The sequence below is a fragment of the Corynebacterium sp. J010B-136 genome, from assembly GCF_002967075.1.
Classification (GTDB): domain Bacteria; phylum Actinomycetota; class Actinomycetes; order Mycobacteriales; family Mycobacteriaceae; genus Corynebacterium.
Genome location: NZ_PUGE01000001.1, coordinates 267428 through 285049, shown reverse-complemented (window position 1 = coordinate 285049; position 17622 = coordinate 267428). Strand labels below are relative to the sequence as shown.

The following is a 17622-nucleotide window of genomic DNA, read 5'->3' as shown; positions in this document are numbered from 1 at the left end:
GCCTTTGCAAGCCCCGGCTAGTGCAAGGTCAAAAATCTGTGGATAACTACGTTGACGCGTCACGCAACTGGCAAAGTTATCCACAGGCGGGCGCAAAAAGGACGAATTGCGCCATGTTTTGTGGATGTTGACACATCCCCCGCGCGGGGGTGTGGTAGTTCACAATGTATTTGAATTATTCTATGGTTAACACTGTGTGAACCTGCAGTTAGTGGACCTAATTAGTGCTTGCTCTTTCTTTTCGCCTCCTGATCGGAGGTGATTTGCTGGCGGAATTACATCAAAATCCCTCCAGAGGTACGGCATATTAATTCCAATGTGGATCCCACAAGGCCCCTTTAATTGGACCCCTATCAAGGAGAAAATTTAAAATGACTTCTTCCCGCCGACGGGCAAAATTTCTCGCTCCAGCTTTTGCACTAATGACCGGCCTTGCGCTTACCGCTTGCGCGAGCACTGGTGAGGACTCCGGCTCCAATGACGCGAGCGGTGACTCAGGCGCAGAGTCTTCATCCGGCGCCCTCGTAGTTGGTACCACCGATAAAATTACGCGCCTTGACCCCGCTGCCTCCTATGACAACGGCACCTCCCAGGTAGCGCGTCAGGTCTATGGCTACCTCATGGAATCTGAACCGGGTTCTGAGGACCCAACCCCTGTGCCATCGCTAGCTGAGAGCGGCGAATTCACCTCACCTGGTGAATTTACGGTGAAGCTCAAAGAAGGTCTGACCTTTGCCAACGGTAATGAACTTACCTCTTCGGACGTGAAGTTCTCCTTCGACCGCCAGATCGCGATTGATGACCCGAACGGCCCCGCATCATTGCTCGGCAACCTGGAATCGGTAGACACTCCAGACGATCTGACCGTGGTCTTTAACCTCAAGCAAGAAAATGACCAGACCTGGGTAGGCGTACTGAACTCGCCAGCTGGTCCGATTGTGGATGAAGAAGTATTTTCTGCAGACTCCGTACTCGATAACCAAGAAGTAGTCGATGCGGAGCCATTTGCAGGTCAGTACACGATTTCTAACTTCTCCGAAAATGAGCTCATTAGCTACACCCCGGTTGATACGTACCAAGGTGTTCTGGGCGAAGCGCAAAATGACGGCATTGACGTTCGCTACTATGCGGACGCTTCCAACATGAAGCTCGATATTGAACAAAATAATATCGATGCCGCCTACCGTTCACTGTCTGCAACCGATATTGAAGACCTCCGCAACGCAGATGGCGTGCAGGTCATCGACGGCCCCGGCGGCGAAATCCGCTACATCGTCTTCAACTTCAACACCCAGCCATTCGGTGCAACAACCGAAGAAGCTGATGAAGACAAGGCACGCGCCGTACGCCAGGCTGTTGCCGCATCGATTGACCGCGCAGCGATTGCGAAGGATATCTACCGCGATACCTTCGCGCCGCTGTACTCTGCAATCCCTGATGCGATGATTGGTGCCACCGAGCCGGTCAAGGACATGTACCTCACCTCCGATGGTGGTCCCGACGTCGATAAGGCAAAGCAGATTCTGGAAGACGCCGGTATTACTGAAACAGTCAACCTGGCGTTGCAGTACAACCCGGACCACTATGGGCCATCGTCAGGCGATGAATATGCGATGATCCGCTCCCAGCTTGAAGACACCGGACTATTCACCGTTGACCTGCAATCCACCGAGTGGGTGCAATACCAAAAAGACCGCGTCCAGGACGTCTACCCGCTGTACCAGTTGGGCTGGTTCCCAGACTTCTCTGACCCAGATAACTTCCTGACCCCATTTTTCACCAAGGACAACTTCCTCGGAAACCACTTTGACAACGACGAGGCAGATGCCTTGATTCGTCAGCAGGCAGTGACCGAAGACCAAGCAGAGCGTGAAGAACTACTGGGTCAAGCTCAGGAAATGATGGCTGAAGAACTCTCTACCGTGCCATTGCTGCAGGGACGTCAGTTCGCATTCGCGGCAGAGGGCGTAGAAGGCGTTGTCCTCGATGCTTCTTACTTGTTCCGTTACGGCTCTTTGTCGAAGTAAGCACGTCCTACTCCCAGGCGCAGCCCCTTACAGCGAAAGAAAAGTAGAGCTATGACAATCGCAGCCCCCGAAGTGGTTGCGGAAGAGCAAGAAACGGATAAGGCACGTGGTGGCGGCTTTTTGCGCTACGTCCTTATCCGTTTCTTGTTGATCTTCCCCACAATATTCATCCTCGTCACCACGGTCTTTTTCCTCATGCGTTCTACCGGTGACCCAATTACAGCGGCTCTAGGTGGCAGGCTTTCCGCCGCGGACCTGGAACGCCGCATTGTCGATGCCGGCTACGATCGCCCACTTTTGGTCCAATACTTTGAGTACCTAGGCGAAATTGTCCGCGGCGACTTTGGAACTACCTTTACCGATGGCCGCGAAGTAACCGCCATCTTGACCCAATATGGTGCGGCCACATTTGAACTGGTGCTTTATGCACTCATCGTGGCGCTAATCATTGGTATTCCTTTGGGAATGATTGCCGCGCGCTTTCGTGACCGTTGGCCCGATGGCATCCTGCGGGTCTTTGCCATCCTGGCTTATGCCACGCCGGTCTTTTTCGTCGGCCTGCTGCTGAAGCTAATCTTCTCTGTGCAGCTGGGCTGGTTTCCCATCTCCGGGCGGGTGTCGACTTCCGGCGCGAGCACTTTGAACCGAATTACAAATCCCACACCGTTTTATTTGCTTGACGCCATTCGGCTTGGCGATGTCGACCTGATCATTGATTGCCTACGTCACGCCGCCCTGCCGGCGTTGGCCTTAGGACTGTTGATTGGCGGCGTGTTCTTACGTCTGGTGCGCACCAACTTGATTGGCACCTTAGAGCGTCAGTACATCGAATCCGCTAGGTCTCGAGGTGTTAAAGAATCCCGTTTGGTGACAACTCACGCGCTGCGCCCGGCACTTATCCCGGTGATCACTGTGATGGGTATGCAGATTGCTTTGTCCTTGGGTGGGGCAGTGCTGACAGAGACCACCTTCGAGTGGAACGGCCTAGGTTTTGTGCTGGTCCAATACATGCAAGCCCGTGATTTCGTCGCGGTGCAAGGCATCGTGATGCTTATGGCAGTCATCGTGGCAGTTACCAACTTCATCGTTGACATCATCGCCGCGCTCATCGACCCGAGGGTGAGGTTCTAAGAAACCATGGCTACTAATCAACCTTCTTCACAGGCGCGCTGGAAGCGCTTGCCGATTATCAAAGACGTCATCCGTTCAGCTGGTCTGCAGCGCGCAATGCTGATTGCTGGTTTGATCATCACCATTGGGTTTTTGATCACCGCGCTTTTCGCACCGTTGATTGCTCCGTATACGTGGGCGCAAACCTCGGCGGAATTTGGATCTTTTGGCACCCAACAGCCACCGTCTTCCACCAATATCTGGGGAACCACGGTGTCTGGATTCGATGTCTTTTCCCGCGTTATCTGGGGAACCCGCACGGCCGTGGCAGTCATCGTTGCTGCGGTGGCAGCGTCGATGATTCTAGGTGTGCTCTTGGGGCTGGTCTCGGGCTATATCGGAGGCTGGCTCGACCGCATCTTGGTCATGATCGCTGATGCGGTTTATGCATTTCCTTCCCTGCTTTTGGCCATTGTCATGTCGATTGCTCTGACCGGTGGCCGGTCCAGCGCAATCGGTGGCATCGCGGCGGCAGCGCTATCAATCACGGTGGTGTTTATTCCGCAGTACTTCCGCGTTGTGCGCGCCGAAACCGTGCGGCTGAAGGCAGAGCCCTTTGTGGAATCAGCGCTCGTGGTCGGTGCCTCGCACTGGCGAGTAATGATTGTGCACATCTTCAAAAACGCCACGCGCACCTTGCCGCTGATTTTCACTCTCAATGCTGCTGAAGCGGTGCTAACGCTCGCAGGCCTGGGCTTTATCGGCTTCGGTATTGAACCTACCTCTGCTGCAGAGTGGGGCTATGACCTGAACCGGTCCATCTCCGATGTCACCTCTGGCATTTGGTGGACTTCCATTTTCCCTGGCTCGGCCATCGTCCTGGCAGTTCTGGGCGTGACGCTGGTGGGCGAATCGCTCAATGACTTAAACGACCCACGTCTGCGCATTCGCCGAAAGCGCAAAAAGACCCACGGTTCCCGATTCGATAGCGATAACGGCGAGAGCGTCCATGAGGTGAAAAATGTCTAACCCACAAGCAGCTGACCGCTCCATTAACCGCGTCAGCATTGAGAATCTCAACGTCGGCTTCGACACCGATGGTGGATTCGTGCACGCCGTACGCGGGGTGAACCTGGATGTCGGGCAAGGCGAAATTGTTGCGCTCGTCGGCGAATCCGGCTCCGGCAAGACTGTCACCGCGCGCTCCATTTTGTCCTTGGTGGGCGATACCGCGCACTCGGAAGGAATCGTCTTGGTCGAAGGCCAAGATGTTCTGGCTAAAACCGGGCAAGAACTACGCAAAATGCGCGGAAGCGATGTCTCTATGGTCTTTCAAGAGCCATCGAGTTCACTCAATCCTGTCTTTCCTATTTGGTGGCAGATGGCCGAAGGATTGCGCGCCCATAATCCAAAGATTAAACGCAAGGAAATCCGCCAGCGGTGCATTAAGGCGCTAACCGCCGTAGGCATTCCGGATCCGGAAAAGCGCATCGACCGCTACCCACATGAATTTTCAGGTGGGCAAAAGCAGCGCATCATGATCGCGACGGCGCTAGAACTGGGCGCGAAAACCATCGTGGCTGATGAACCAACCACGGCTTTGGATGTCACCGTGCAAGCAGAAATCCTGCAGCTGCTGCGTAATCTGCGTGATGAATACGGAACCTCCATCGTCATCATTACCCACAACATGGGCGTGGTTGCTGACCTCGCTGATTCCGTGGCCGTGATGTACGAAGGCCGTATCATTGAACGCGCACCGGTCCGTGAGCTTTTTGCGAATCCGCAGCAAGACTACACCCGCAAATTGCTCGCTGCGGTTCCGCACTTAGGCGAGAAGTCTTTGACCGGAAATTACACCGCCGAAGAATTTCAGGAGTTAGATTCCCGCAAAGTCATCGTGGAAGCCAAAGGTCTGGAAATCACTTACCCGGGACGCTTAGGCGCACCTGCCTTTAAAGCTGTCAAGGGGATAGATTTAACCATCCGCCAAGGTGAGGTTTATGGCCTGGTGGGAGAGTCCGGCTCCGGTAAGACCACCATCGGCCGCGCCATGGTGGGGCTAGAGAAGACCACCGGCGGATCGTTGAAAGTACTCGGCCAGGAGATGCGCGGGGTGAAAGGAAAAAGCGTGCGGGAGCTGCGTAAGCGCGTGGGCTTTATTTTCCAAGACCCTGCGACGTCCTTTAATCCTTATTTCACCATCGAGCAGTGCATCGCGGAGCCTTTGCTGATCAACCGACCAGAAATCTCCGTCTCCCAGCGTCGCGACCGAGTAAAAGAATTGCTCGAAGCGGTGGAACTGCCGGCGGCTTTTGCCGGACGCTATCCGCATGAGCTTTCCGGTGGTCAGCGCCAACGCGTATCGCTGGCGAGGGGACTGGTGCTCAATCCCGAGCTGGTAATCGCCGATGAGCCAACGTCAGCACTGGATGTTTCGGTCCAAGCGGTGGTCTTGGAGCTTTTCCAGTCGCTGCAAAAAGAGTTTGGCTTCGCCGCGCTGTTTATCTCCCACGACCTGGCAGTTATTGACATGGTCTCGCATACCGTGGGTGTCTTGTACCACGGCGAGCTGGTGGAATCTGGCCGCGGCGTTGATGTCATGCGCAACCCACAAGATGAGTACACCAAGAAGTTGGTGGCATCCCTGCCAGTACCCGATCCAGTGGAGCAAAAGAAGCGCCGTGAGCTTTTAGCGTCGCTGCGTAACGATGCTTCGTAGCGGTGCTTCCTAAGACTCAACACTTTCCACGGCATTCGATACGGCTTTCTTTAAAGCCTTATCGATGCCGTGTTTGAGTGTCGGACGGGATTGCTTCAAGGGGTGGGCAATAGCGCGCAGCCCCATATACGCAATCTGATCAGCGGCCTGGTTAAGCGGATCGCCGGCGTGGCCGAGCACTCTGCGAATTTCCACTTCGCAGTGGCCGTGGAGGTTTTTCCAGGCTTGATCAAAGCGCGAACGTGACGCTGGGCTCAGCCCGCGCCACCTGCGCGCCCGCGGATTTCTTCTGCGTGAGTTCTGCTCGCGCGAATTCCGTGAGCCATTTCGGCGGCGATCTGATTTCTCGCCGGAGAGAATATAGTCCACGGCCTCCAGGGCGGCGACGGAATCTGACTCAATGATTGCCTGTCGGGCACCAATTTTGTGAAGGTACTTCAGCGCCAGCGTAAGGGATTCTAATTCCAGCTCATCGGTGGAAGCTTTAGATTCTTGAGTGTGTAGTTGATAGTCGCCGGTGCTGGCAACAAAACACATAGCTCCTTTATAAACGGTATCGGAGGAGGCATCGGTAGCAATGCGCACCAGTTCATCCTCAGCAACTTGGGCTTTGGCCTGTGAAAACTGTGGCCACCAAAAGCTGGGGTAGTAGGTACCGGAGTGGACTGAATATTCTCAGGGCGCTCACCGGTTCTTTTCGCCTCGCGCAAAGCAGCGTGGTCGTCTTTCTTACGCTGCATGGCGGCGCGTTTACCGGCGCGATTCTTCTCCGAAAAACTTCCAGTGACCAGGTAGCCACGGTCTTCTAGAACGGCGCGCAATAAAGTCTGGCGCCGGCCAGTGACAATCCAGGCTTGTCCGGGAAGATTTTTTAAAGCGTTTTTCAACTCCGCGATGGTGCGTTCTACAACATCACCTTTGGTGGTGCGACCCCGGCGGACAAAGCGGGCGCGCTTGGAGTCAACCGCGATGACCCAGCCTTCGATCTTTTGATCTTTTGCGGATTTCCACGGCTGGTCCCACAACGCAATGGCGACGTGGATGGGGCGACGAACCATATCGTCGGTGACCTGGCGCGTTTTATAGGTGCGCGATTGCGTACCAAGCAGCGCTTCTAGGTCAAGACGTGGATCGGACATACCCACTAGTAAACCGCATCCTTGTGTACTAAGCACATCGTGGCGCGTGTAAACCCAAACGGCATACCACTTGACGCTGAAGTTGTGGGTTTCCACCCCCCGGGGACTAACCCTGTGACACCCACCCCCGAAACCTCACCCTTCCCGTTCAATGGAAGTAGACAAGTGCAGGTCACGCCGGTTTTCTGCCAAAATTCAAGTACGCTCAGCGCACTTTAATGAAAGGAGTAGGCGAACCACTAGTGTGATGTGTATTAACCTCGGCCATATCGTGACGCCCGTAACCCCATCCGCACGACGTGGTCAGGCAAGGATAAATTCTCAGGAGGATTTTGCGATGTCAGAACCAGTGACACCTTTGACCAACGTTGGAGTCGGTGATGTGTGGGCACCCCGTGCATTCCCGGAATACCGCACCACGATTAAGCGCAACCCAGGCAATGACCTCATCATGGTCAATGAGCGCCTCGGTGAAATCACCGGCCCAGTATTCGGTGAACAAGACTTGGGTGGTCTCGATAATGACATGACTTTGGTCAATGGTGGCGAAGCCGTCGGCCAGCGCATCTTGGTTCACGGCAAGGTCACAGGCTGGGATAACAAGCCCATCCCCAATACCTTGATTGAGGTATGGCAAGCGAATGCTGCTGGGCGCTACCGCCACAAGAACGATTCCTGGCCAGCACCTTTGGACCCACACTTCAATGGTGTCGCACGCTGCTTGACCGATGCTGAAGGTAACTACAGCTTCTACACCATTAAGCCTGGTGCCTACCCATGGGGCAACCACCACAATGCATGGCGCCCGGCGCACATCCACTTCTCGCTGTATGGCCGCCAGTTCGGTGAGCGCTTGGTCACTCAGATGTACTTCCCGGATGACCCAATGTTCTTCCAAGACCCAATCTTTAACTCGGTGCCAAAGGGCGAGCGTGAGCGTATGATCTCCGTCTTCGACTATGACCAGACCCGCGAAAACTGGGCACTGGGCTACAAGTTCGACATCGTCTTGCGCGGCAAGAACTCCACCCCGTTTGAATAAGCCGACCCAGATTTAAAAGGAGCAGAAAATGCGTATTGATAAATCTCCGAACGGTGAGTTCCGTTACGGCGAACCAGTTGTTGCAGACCAGGATGAAGCCGAATTCGGCGTCACTCCATCCCAGACCGTGGGCCCTTATGTGCACATCGGTCTGATCCGTGAAGGATCCGAGATCATCGCCGAGGGTGAAAACACCGTCGAAATCACCGTGACCACCATTGATGGTGATGGAAACGCGATTGCAGACTCGATGATCGAATTCTGGCAGCCTAATGCCGAGGGCGTATTCAACTCTGAATACGACCCACGTGCAGAAAATGTCAGCGCCGAGGGTTTTCGCGGTCTAGGTCGTGCTTTTGCCGATGAGACCGGTACCTCGACCTTGCGCACCATCATCCCGGGCCAGCTGGATGTCATCGAAGGCTATAGCCCGGCGCAGCAGGTAGAAGCCCCGCACATCAAGGTGGGGGTCTTTGCCCGCGGAATGCTGGAGCGCTTGTACACGCGTTTGTACTTCCCAGAATTTGCTGAGGCAAATGCGCAAGATCCTGTCTTGCAGCTTGTCGATGAAGCACGTCGCGACCTGCTCATCGCGCAGAAGACCGAGAAGGGCTACCACTTTGATATCTACGTCCAGCACGTAGATCCAGCCAAGGAAACCCCTTTCTTCGACATCGTGGCCGAGAACTAGGCCCGCATTACTGTAGGACACATGACATACCCGTATTCACGCAGCACTTATTCCGATATCGCAGGTGGGGACACTGCCGTCCACTCATTGATTTCAGATGAGCAGTTCCTCGGAGCCATTGTCGAATTTGAAAAAGCTTTGGCCACAGCCGCATTTGACTGTGGTTACTTGACCGAATCGGAACATGCCGCGGCTGTTTCGGCGATTGATACCTATGAGCTGGATGTAGAAGAGATCTCGCAGCTTTCTGCAGCGGGAGCGAACCCTGCGATTCCCATCGCTAAGCAGCTCAAAGCTCTCGCTGGTGAAGCAGGCATCAAAGGCATCCATACCGGTGCTACCAGTCAGGATGCCATTGATACGGCCCTGGTATTGGTGTTCAAACGCGGTGTCGCAGAGCTTATCGATGCCACCTCGCACACCATGCGCATCCTTGCCGGGTTGAGTGAGCTATTCGCTGACACCCCAGCTGTAGGCCGCACCCTGGGCCAAGCTGCGCAGCCGATGACCTTCGGTTTGATTGCGGCGAACTGGCTTGAGGTTCTTCATGATGCCTGCCAGGAAGTTGAGCGCGCTAGCGCATTACTTCCTGTGCAATACGGTGGCGCGACTGGAACTTTGGCCGCGACCCATCCTTATGGCGTGAAGATTCATGACAAGCTCGCGAACATTTTAAAGCTCGAATCTCATCCACGAGTTTGGCACACCAACCGTGTACCTTTTGCCCGTTTGGCCTCCTCGCTTGCAGTACTTGCTGGTGCAATCCGCAAGATTGCAGGCGACATCGTATTCATGTCTGCCACCGAGGTAGGGGAGCTAAGAGAAGCTACCCCGGGTGGCTCTTCTTCCATGCCACACAAGGCCAACCCAGCGGCCGCGATTGCTGCTGATGGATATGCCCGGCGTGCGCCGGGGCTTGCCAACACCATGTTGGAAGCGATGGATTCACGGATGCAGCGTGGTACTGGTAGCTGGCATGCCGAGTGGGCGAGCTTGCGTGAGCTGGTTGCGGTTACGGCTTCTGCACAGGCTCGTCTTTTCGCCAGTCTTGATGGAATTGGCATCAATAAAGAGGCGATGGAAAACAACCTGCTTGATACCGGCACCGTTGGCCATGCGCAGGAGTTGATCCAAGACATTCTTAATCGCGCGGAGTCGCTTCAAGATCCGCACCGTGAAGATGATTGTTCGTACTGCACGCCGTGGCCAGACGCGGTTCGTGACAGCAAGAAATTTATTAAGGAATAACAATGACTCAGCAGAATCCAGGACCTGACTATCAAACCGGACGCCAGGCAGCACACGATACCGGCATGGCTAATCGCCGCGCAGTCTTGGGGGATGCCCACGTTGATGCTTCCGTGGAGAAGATGACCCCGGTGACGGAGAAATTCCAAGATTTTATTACTCGCACCGCGTGGGGCGATGTCTGGCAGCGTGACGGACTGGACTTCACCGAGCGCCGTTTGCTCACCATCGCTATCTTGACCGCGGTGGGCAATGACGGCGAGCTGGACATGCACATTCGTGCTGCACTGCGCGCTGGCGTGGACGCGGACAAGATCGGTGAGGTGCTATTGCACACCGCCATTTATGCAGGTGTTCCTAATTCCAACCACGGCTTCGCCTTGCTCAACGCTGCAGTTAAAGAGCTTGAGGGATAGATAGTTATGCGTACTTCTATTGCAACGGTCTGCCTATCTGGCACGCTTGCAGAAAAGCTGCGCGCTGCTGCCGATGCAGGCTTTGACGGCGTAGAAATCTTCGAGCAAGACCTCGTTGTCTCCCCGCATTCCCCTGAACAGATCCGGGATCGGGCAGCCGAATTGGGCTTGACTTTAGATTTGTACCAGCCATTTCGTGACCTGTTGAGCGTGGAAGAAGATGTCTTCCAGGACAACTTGCGTCGGCTGGAATCAAAGTTTCAGCTCATGCAGCGCCTAGGCATGGACCAGATTCTGGTGTGCTCCAATGTTGCCACCGCAACGGTTGATGATGACAATGTGCGCGTGGATCAGCTTCGTCGCGCCGGTGAGTTAGCGCAGCGTTATGGCTGCTATATCTCTTATGAAGCATTGGCGTGGGGTAAATACGTCAACACTTATCAGCATGCTTATGACATTGTTGCCAAGGTGGATCATCCTCACGTGGGCACGTGCCTGGACTCATTCCATATTCTTTCGCGCGGGGATGATCCCAGCGGGATTGCGGATATGGACCCCGCCAAGATTTTCTTCTTGCAGCTTGCCGATGCCCCCTCGATGGAAATGGGCATCTTGCCCTGGTCGCGTCACCACCGGGTTTTCCCTGGCGAAGGCGATTTCGACCTAAAGTACTTCATGGAGCAGGTCGCGAAATCTGGCTATAACGGTCCTGTGTCTTTGGAGATTTTCAACGATAAGTTCCGCGAAGCTGATGTCGCGCGCACCGCGATTGATGGTCTGCGCTCTTTGATTTGGCTGGCGGATAAAACTGCTGGACGCGTGCCGGATTCGCAGATGGAATTTCCGCAGCTTGCCGCTGCCCAAGCGCCCCGTGGCTTTGATTTCGTCGAATTGCGCACGGGACGCCTTGGTGAAGTCACCCGGGCTTTGCACCAGCTGGGCTTTAGCCTTGGCGGCTACCACCAGTCCAAGCCAGAATTTCAGGCGTGGGTGCAAGGCGATGTTCGCATCATCGTTGAAGATGAGGGCCCTACCGGTGGCGCGACAGCGGTGACTGGGCTCGGTGTCATCGTTGATGATGCTACTGCAGCTGCCGAGCGCGCGATGTCTTTGAAAGCTACTCCAGTACCTCGCGTGACTGGGGAAGACGAAGAAGACCTTCATCCGGTTTATACCCCGAGTGGATCGGAACTGTATTTCTGCGGTCCTGGCCCGGATGGAAAGGGTCGCACTTGGGTTCCAGAATTCGGCTTTGACCCACAAGATATCATCAGCGGAAATGCCGATAAGGCCCTGATTAACTCGGTGCACCACATCGCTTTAGCGCAACCACGCCACACGGCTGCAGAGACCAGGCTGTTCTACTCCTCCGTATTGGGCTTGGATTCTGCAGCGCCGGAATTCTTGTCTTCGCCAGCAGGCCTTGTGCACAAACAAGCCATTGAAGGGGAGAAGGTTCGCTTTACGGTTTCCGCGGCGCCAGAAGGATCGGAGCAGGGTGGATTCTTTGCCGAAAACTACCCAGAGCACATCACCTTCCAAACGGATGACGTTTTTGCCGTCGCACAGCGTGCCGTCCAACGTGGTTTGAAGATGCTGGCTATTCCAGAAAATTACTACGACGATTTAGCAGCCCGCTTTGGCTTGGAACCGGCTTTTATCGCGCGCATCAAAGAGTTCAATATTTGCTACGACCGCAGTGGCAACGGTGAGTATCTGCACTTTTACACCGCACCTTTGGGCAACACCTTCTTTGAGGTTGCAGAACAACGTGGTGATTACAGCGGCTTTGGCTGGGCAGATGAACCTATTCGTTTGGCTGCACAGTATCGCGCCTTGCGTGACGATGTCCGCGGCATCCCGCGCTAACCCGCCTAATTCTTTAAATCACAGAAAGTTTAAGAAATTATGACAGATAAGACCCTGCTGCTTGGCCTGATTGGCCACGGAATTGCCAAGTCCCGTACCCCAGGGATGCAAGAAGCTGAAGGCCTGGCGCAAGGAATTCCAACGACCTACCGCATTATCGATACCGGCGAAGCGCCAGCCAAAGACTGGGCGCTGAAGGATCTTTTGTATGCCGCACGTACCCTGGGCTTTAACGGGCTCAACATCACCCACCCGCACAAGCAGGAAGTCTTGGAATTTCTGGATGAGGTTGACGAGCGCGCGGCAAAGATAGGTGCGGTCAACACCGTGGTAATCCGCGACGGCAAGTTCTACGGCTACAACACTGATGTCACGGGCTTTGGCCGCGGGCTCGAGCAGGGCCTTCCTGATGCGAAGATGGACTATGTCGTGCAGGTTGGCGCTGGGGGAGCGGGCAATGCCGTGGCACATTCGGTGATTGCGGCGGGTGCGAAGAACCTGTTTGTCGCCGATCTTGACCCGCAGCGCGCGCAGCAGTTGGCTGACAATGTCACGGCATCTTCGCCCGTCGAAGCGGGAACTTTCACCGTTACCGGCGTTGATATGGCTGATGTGGAAAAGTACATCGTCGAAGCTGACGGCGTTATCAACGCGACTCCCGTGGGTATGGCGCAGCTGCCAGGCACGGCTTTTGATACTTCTATCTTGAAGCCTTCGCAGTGGGTCAGTGACGTTATTTATCTGCCATTGGAGACGCAATTGCTGCGTGAAGCTAAAGAAATTGGCTGCTCCGTCATCGACGGCTCAGGCATGGCGGTGGGCCAAGCCCTGGATGCTTTCAAGCACTTCACCGGGCGAGATGCTTCTGCAGAGCGCATGCGCGAAACTTTTATCGCGCAAGGAGAATAAAACCTTATTTGGAAGCTCGGGCATTGAACGTATAGTTGATTCATGGCGAATTCAAAGTCCGGCGAAACCGTCCTTGAGCGCTGCGTTCGGGTGCTCGAGGCTTTTGATATCTCTCACTCATCGTTGACGGTGAGTGAGATTTCTCGTCGCGCGAATTTGCCGATGTCAACGGCGCATCGCCTCGTTGCCGAGCTCGTTGAAATTGGGCTATTAGACAGGCGAGAAGACAAGGCCCTGGTCATGGGGCAGCGCGCGTGGGAGATTTTTGCGCGCAGCAATCCGGTGGAAGAATTACGCTTTCGTGCGCGTCCCGTCTTAGAAGGCGTGCACTCAGCGGTGCAGCAGTTTACCTCGCTGGCCGTTCCGCAATTCGATGATGACCAGGTGCTCTTTATTGAGCGTTATACGCGTTTCGGGGACGCGAAGATCCGTGCGGCCCAAGGCGGGCGCATGGATTTGTTTGATAATTCCAATGGCATCATCTTTTTGGCGCATGCGCCTTTCGACGTGCTCGAGCGCGTCTTTTCAAAGCCCATGGTGTCTCAAACCGATGGCAAAACCTATGACCCGGATGTGGTGCAGGAGCAAATAGAATTTGCCCGCCGCATGGGTTATGCGCGAATTTCTAATGGCATGGTGCGCGAAAATGTTGCCTATGCCGTTCCTTTGATGGGCGCAGATGGCCGCGTAGTGGCTGCCATTTCAGTAGTCGGGCGCGCCGAAGAGTGCGATGACGACGTTATTTTGACCGTGCTTGCGGCATCAGGAAACCAGCTCTCGCATGGTGATAAGCCATTGATTCTGCCGCGTTTTCCACGTCATGGACGTGCCTAGACATGTATATCTGCCGTGCACAGCTCCTGTGCACGGCCCGCCGTTCGTGATATGAACTACTGTCCCATAGGCGAATCGGGGTAGATCACCCCTTACTACCCCCGTTTGGAAACCTATGGTCTTTGAGCTGTATCTTTTCCATGCCTCGGGTTCGGCTTCCGCACCAAAAACTATGTATTCCATTGAATGGAAAACAATTAGGAATGTGTTGTGCCTCTCACTAGATTACTCGTATCGCTTTAAATCACGTTAAGTAGGGAGAATGGTTGTGACTAAACAAATCGTAGGCACACTGCCCCAGGCGTCAGCCGCCCAGGCATCCGTCGAAGAATCGGCGCATGCCCACCGTCAAAGCCCTCGCAAAGCAGCTCTAGCTTCTTTCCTCGGTTCCACCCTCGAGTATTACGACTACGTGCTCTACGGCACGGCATCGGCTTTGGTATTTAGCCGTTTGTTCTTTGATTCCAACAACCCCACGATGGCCACCATCGGTGCCCTGATGACTTTCGGTGTTGCGTACATTGCCCGTCCTTTGGGCGGACTGGTCATGGCGCACATCGGTGACCGCATCGGACGCAAGACCGCGTTGATGATCACCTTGATGATCATGGGTATTTCTTCCATCGCTATTGGCCTGCTGCCAACCTATGAACAGATTGGTATCACCGCCACCGTCTTGTTGCTGGTCTGCCGCATCGCCCAGGGCTTCTCCGCAGGCGCAGAATCTGCCGGTGCATCGACAATGACCATGGAGCACTCGCCAGAAGGCAAGCGCGGATTCTTTACTTCATCCGTCATGCTGGGCTGTTCCGCAGGTAACGTACTGGCCGCTTTGGTCATGGTTCCGGTCATGATGATGCCCGAAGATGCCATGATGTCGTGGGGCTGGCGCATTCCCTTCCTGCTTTCTGCACTAGTGCTGGCAGTTGCATACTTCGTGCGTACCCACCTGGAAGAAACCCCAGTCTTTGAAGAAAATGAAGAAGAGACAGCTGAGCGTAAGGCACCTGCTCTTGAGGTGCTCAAGAAGCAGCCGCTGGATGTAGTTCGCGTCTTCTTCATCACCTTCTTCTCAGTCGTGCAGTCCACCTTCATGGTCTACGCGCTGAGCTATGCAACTGAGCACACCAATATTGAGCGCTCAACCATGCTGCTTGTTAACGCAGTAGCGATGGGTATCTCCATGATCACCATCCCGCTGGCAGCAATGCTGGGTGACCGTATCGGCCGCAAGCCCACCTTGCTGATCGGCGCAGTCGGCTGCATCATCACCACGTACTTCTACTTTGATGCGCTGACGAATGAAAATATCGTCCTCGTCTTCGCACTGTGCATCATCAACCAGGGCTTCTTCTACTCTTGCTGGAACGGCGTGTGGTGTGTCTTCTTCCCAGAAATGTTCGCTCAGGAATACCGCTACACCGGTATGGCAATGGGCAACCAGCTCGGCCTGGTTCTGACCGGCTTTGCTCCAGCCATCAGCGCGGCAATCTATGTCACCTTCAGCTGGCAGGGCGTTGTCTACTTCGTTGCAGGCTGCATCCTCATCTCGTGCGGATTTATCATCTCCACTCGCGAGACCGCTTTCACCAAGCTCGAAGAACTCGGACGAAAGTAAGACAATGACCCAGAACAGTCTCCGCGTCGGAATCATCGGTTGTGGCGTAATTGCTAAAAATCACGCCCTCGCTTTTCAGGCCCACCCGCAAGTTCACGTTGTTGGCGTCGTTGATGTTGACATCAATCGTGCCCAAGAATTTGCTACGCAGTGGAATATTTCCCAAGCATATTCGGATGTTGAAGAGCTTTTAAGCTCCGGTATCGACGCGGTGACAATCTGCACACCGCACCCCACCCACGAAGCACTTGTTATGCAAGCTGCTGCCGCCGGGGTGCACGTCATGTGCGAAAAGCCGCTCTCAACGGATTACCAGGCCACCCAACGCATGGTTGCAGCGTGCGAGGAAGCTGGGGTGTTACTCAGCGGCATGTTCCAACGCCGTTGGTGGCCAGCAGCCCAGGAAATCAAAGCGGCAGTCACTAAAAATCCCGCGATTTTGGGACATGTGCAGGTCGCCTTGCACCGCGAGCTGAGCTACTACACCAAGGATGCGTGGCGCGGGAGCTGGGATGCTGACGGCGGCGGGGTATTGATGAACCAAGCCGTGCACTACATTGACCTTTTGCTGTGGTTGATGGGCGAGGTCGTAGAAGTCAACGGCCGGATCAATTCCTTCAAGCACGCGGCAAATATCGAGGTTGAAGACTCCGCCGTGGCCACTTTAACCTTTGCCTCCGGGGCAATGGCCACCTTGAACTTGACCACCTCGGCCACTCCATCGTTAGGCGCTAGCGTGCACGTCACCACGGATAAGGGCAGTTCGTTGACCTTATTGGAATGGCCAGAAGGAGCCGAAGCACGGCTTATCACCAACGGCCACGATGATGAAGTCGATTCCTTGCCAGCCTATCCACCGGGCGTGTTCCCGAACGTGGATCTGCGCACCATCAACGATCAACACATTGGCTTTCATACCAAGCAGATCGCGAATTTCGTGGATGCCGTATTAGGGGAGCAAGAATTGCTTGTCGATGGCCCCGAGGCCACCAAAGCCCTGCGCACCCTACTTGCTATCTATGAATCCCATCGCACTGGACAGCCCGTGAAGCTCTCCGACGCGCCGTGGCCCACGGTTGTCACCGTGCCTGAGTCCGTGCACATTTAGGCGCTTTTAGACAGTTAAGGATTAGTAAATTGAGTACACGTGAGCTGGGAGTGGCTCCTTTATCCACGCTGACAACGCCACCGGATGAATTTATCTACCTGGCGCATGAAGTGGGCTTTGAATTTGTTGGTCTGCGCGTTATCCCCGTAACTCCGCAGGAACCGCAATATGATCTCTCACCTGGTTCGAAGCTGCATCGTAAAGTGACCCAGGCCTTGGAAGATACTGGTCTGCAGGTCAAAGACGCCGAGTTTATTCTGCTTAACGGCAGTGACCAGCGCACCGAGTGGATGACAGCTTTTGAGCGGGCTGCTTCCTTGGGTGCGCGCACGCTTACGGTGGCAGTCGGCATTACTGATATGGCAAAGACCGCAGAGATCGTCGCGCAGATGGTAGAAGCTGGTAAAGAGTTTGGAATTACCCCAGCTATTGAACCGATTTCCTACCAAGGTGTAAACAACCTCGACCAGGCGAAGCAGCTAGCTGCGACGGGGAGTTTGATTCTCCCGGATACCTTGCATCTGCACCGCGGCGGCATGAGTCCGCAGCAGCTTGCCGATGTCACCTCGCATATCCCGCTGATTCAAATCTGCGGTGCAGAAGCGCAGCGTCCAGCAACGCGTGAGGGATTAGTTGATGAATCCCGCGGGGCGCGTCTGGCACCTGATGAAGGCGCTAACGATGTTGCGGGCTTTGTCCGTGCGCTGCCACGCGAGATCCCCGTCAGCGTGGAATCGCCTAATGACTCCTTTGTTAATGAGCATGGCGCAAAAGCCTGGCTGGAAAAGCTTTTCCGCGCGGGCCAGGCAGTTATTGAAGCTGCGGATGCTGCCGATACCGCGAATCCTTAAATCCCTTCTAACCCTGAAAATCCCCTAAGGAATATGAA

At 54.9% G+C, this 17622-nt stretch carries 16 protein-coding genes; 14 read left to right on the top strand and 2 right to left on the bottom strand.

What is annotated here, in order from left to right:
- Window positions 1-371 precede the first annotated feature (371 nt).
- The 4 genes from C5Y44_RS01215 to C5Y44_RS01200 are packed head-to-tail and all read left to right on the top strand — an operon-like array spanning window position 372 to window position 5859.
- A complete protein-coding gene (locus tag C5Y44_RS01215; RefSeq protein ID WP_066840356.1) occupies window positions 372-2027 on the top strand; it encodes an ABC transporter substrate-binding protein in 1656 nt (551 codons plus the stop codon).
- 51 nt (window positions 2028-2078) lie between these two features.
- Window positions 2079-3158, top strand: a complete 1080-nt coding sequence (locus C5Y44_RS01210; protein WP_066840358.1) for an ABC transporter permease — start codon at window positions 2079-2081, stop codon at window positions 3156-3158.
- Window positions 3159-3164: 6 nt separating this feature from the next.
- Window positions 3165-4166 (top strand): ABC transporter permease, encoded by a 1002-nt coding sequence (locus C5Y44_RS01205; protein WP_066840359.1) that lies wholly within the window; start codon window positions 3165-3167, stop codon window positions 4164-4166.
- Entirely contained in the window at window positions 4159-5859 is a 1701-nt protein-coding gene (locus C5Y44_RS01200; RefSeq protein ID WP_105323308.1) for an ABC transporter ATP-binding protein, read from the top strand. The genes C5Y44_RS01205 and C5Y44_RS01200 overlap by 8 nt, the downstream gene beginning before the upstream one ends.
- 9 nt (window positions 5860-5868) lie before the next feature.
- Here the strand turns inward: C5Y44_RS01200 and C5Y44_RS13430 are convergent, their stop codons facing one another.
- Both C5Y44_RS13430 and C5Y44_RS13425 read right to left on the bottom strand, forming a co-directional pair.
- On the bottom strand, window positions 5869-6396 hold the full coding sequence (locus C5Y44_RS13430) for an RNase H family protein (protein ID WP_233189777.1): 528 nt from the start codon (window positions 6394-6396) through the stop codon (window positions 5869-5871).
- Window positions 6318-7004: a hypothetical protein gene (locus C5Y44_RS13425; RefSeq protein WP_233189776.1), complete on the bottom strand. Its 687-nt coding sequence runs from the start codon at window positions 7002-7004 to the stop codon at window positions 6318-6320. The genes C5Y44_RS13430 and C5Y44_RS13425 overlap by 79 nt, the downstream gene beginning before the upstream one ends.
- A 331-nt stretch (window positions 7005-7335) precedes the next feature.
- On the opposite strand from C5Y44_RS13425, the gene pcaH reads away from it, so the two are divergent.
- The 10 genes from pcaH to C5Y44_RS01145 all read left to right on the top strand — a co-directional run bounded on the left by pcaH (window position 7336) and on the right by C5Y44_RS01145 (window position 17584).
- Complete coding sequence (gene pcaH, locus C5Y44_RS01190; protein ID WP_066792615.1) at window positions 7336-8040, top strand: protocatechuate 3,4-dioxygenase subunit beta; 705 nt, start codon at window positions 7336-7338, stop codon at window positions 8038-8040.
- Window positions 8041-8068: 28 nt separating this feature from the next.
- Window positions 8069-8731, top strand: a complete 663-nt coding sequence (pcaG, locus tag C5Y44_RS01185; RefSeq protein ID WP_105323307.1) for a protocatechuate 3,4-dioxygenase subunit alpha — start codon at window positions 8069-8071, stop codon at window positions 8729-8731.
- Between the two features lie 21 nt (window positions 8732-8752).
- A complete protein-coding gene (locus C5Y44_RS01180; protein WP_105323306.1) occupies window positions 8753-9979 on the top strand; it encodes a lyase family protein in 1227 nt (408 codons plus the stop codon).
- Between the two features lie 2 nt (window positions 9980-9981).
- Window positions 9982-10395: a 4-carboxymuconolactone decarboxylase gene (pcaC, locus tag C5Y44_RS01175; RefSeq protein WP_066792619.1), complete on the top strand. Its 414-nt coding sequence runs from the start codon at window positions 9982-9984 to the stop codon at window positions 10393-10395.
- Between the two features lie 6 nt (window positions 10396-10401).
- Window positions 10402-12264: a sugar phosphate isomerase/epimerase and 4-hydroxyphenylpyruvate domain-containing protein gene (locus tag C5Y44_RS01170; protein ID WP_105323305.1), complete on the top strand. Its 1863-nt coding sequence runs from the start codon at window positions 10402-10404 to the stop codon at window positions 12262-12264.
- A 39-nt stretch (window positions 12265-12303) separates the two neighbouring features.
- Window positions 12304-13173, top strand: coding sequence for a shikimate dehydrogenase (locus C5Y44_RS01165; protein ID WP_105323304.1), 870 nt, complete (start codon window positions 12304-12306; stop codon window positions 13171-13173).
- Window positions 13174-13215: 42 nt separating this feature from the next.
- Window positions 13216-14007, top strand: coding sequence for an IclR family transcriptional regulator (locus C5Y44_RS01160; RefSeq protein ID WP_105323303.1), 792 nt, complete (start codon window positions 13216-13218; stop codon window positions 14005-14007).
- A 262-nt stretch (window positions 14008-14269) separates the two neighbouring features.
- Window positions 14270-15625, top strand: coding sequence for an MFS transporter (locus C5Y44_RS01155; protein ID WP_105323302.1), 1356 nt, complete (start codon window positions 14270-14272; stop codon window positions 15623-15625).
- Window positions 15626-15629: 4 nt separating this feature from the next.
- Window positions 15630-16733 (top strand): Gfo/Idh/MocA family protein, encoded by a 1104-nt coding sequence (locus C5Y44_RS01150; RefSeq protein ID WP_105323301.1) that lies wholly within the window; start codon window positions 15630-15632, stop codon window positions 16731-16733.
- A 29-nt stretch (window positions 16734-16762) separates the two neighbouring features.
- Window positions 16763-17584, top strand: a complete 822-nt coding sequence (locus C5Y44_RS01145) for a sugar phosphate isomerase/epimerase (RefSeq protein ID WP_158255466.1) — start codon at window positions 16763-16765, stop codon at window positions 17582-17584.
- Window positions 17585-17622 lie beyond the last annotated feature (38 nt).

What these genes read in the sequence shown, in the direction of transcription:
- C5Y44_RS01215 (WP_066840356.1), top strand. Translation starts at nt 372, where the DNA reads ATGACTTCTTCCCGCCGACGGGCAAAATTTCTCGCTCCAGCTTTTGCA.
- C5Y44_RS01210 (WP_066840358.1), top strand. Translation starts at nt 2,079, where the DNA reads ATGACAATCGCAGCCCCCGAAGTGGTTGCGGAAGAGCAAGAAACGGAT.
- C5Y44_RS01205 (WP_066840359.1), top strand. Translation starts at nt 3,165, where the DNA reads ATGGCTACTAATCAACCTTCTTCACAGGCGCGCTGGAAGCGCTTGCCG.
- C5Y44_RS01200 (WP_105323308.1), top strand. Translation starts at nt 4,159, where the DNA reads ATGTCTAACCCACAAGCAGCTGACCGCTCCATTAACCGCGTCAGCATT.
- C5Y44_RS13430 (WP_233189777.1), bottom strand. Translation starts at nt 6,396, where the DNA reads ATGTGTTTTGTTGCCAGCACCGGCGACTATCAACTACACACTCAAGAA.
- pcaH (WP_066792615.1), top strand. Translation starts at nt 7,336, where the DNA reads ATGTCAGAACCAGTGACACCTTTGACCAACGTTGGAGTCGGTGATGTG.
- pcaG (WP_105323307.1), top strand. Translation starts at nt 8,069, where the DNA reads ATGCGTATTGATAAATCTCCGAACGGTGAGTTCCGTTACGGCGAACCA.
- C5Y44_RS01180 (WP_105323306.1), top strand. Translation starts at nt 8,753, where the DNA reads ATGACATACCCGTATTCACGCAGCACTTATTCCGATATCGCAGGTGGG.
- pcaC (WP_066792619.1), top strand. Translation starts at nt 9,982, where the DNA reads ATGACTCAGCAGAATCCAGGACCTGACTATCAAACCGGACGCCAGGCA.
- C5Y44_RS01170 (WP_105323305.1), top strand. Translation starts at nt 10,402, where the DNA reads ATGCGTACTTCTATTGCAACGGTCTGCCTATCTGGCACGCTTGCAGAA.
- C5Y44_RS01165 (WP_105323304.1), top strand. Translation starts at nt 12,304, where the DNA reads ATGACAGATAAGACCCTGCTGCTTGGCCTGATTGGCCACGGAATTGCC.
- C5Y44_RS01160 (WP_105323303.1), top strand. Translation starts at nt 13,216, where the DNA reads ATGGCGAATTCAAAGTCCGGCGAAACCGTCCTTGAGCGCTGCGTTCGG.
- C5Y44_RS01155 (WP_105323302.1), top strand. Translation starts at nt 14,270, where the DNA reads ATGGTTGTGACTAAACAAATCGTAGGCACACTGCCCCAGGCGTCAGCC.
- C5Y44_RS01150 (WP_105323301.1), top strand. Translation starts at nt 15,630, where the DNA reads ATGACCCAGAACAGTCTCCGCGTCGGAATCATCGGTTGTGGCGTAATT.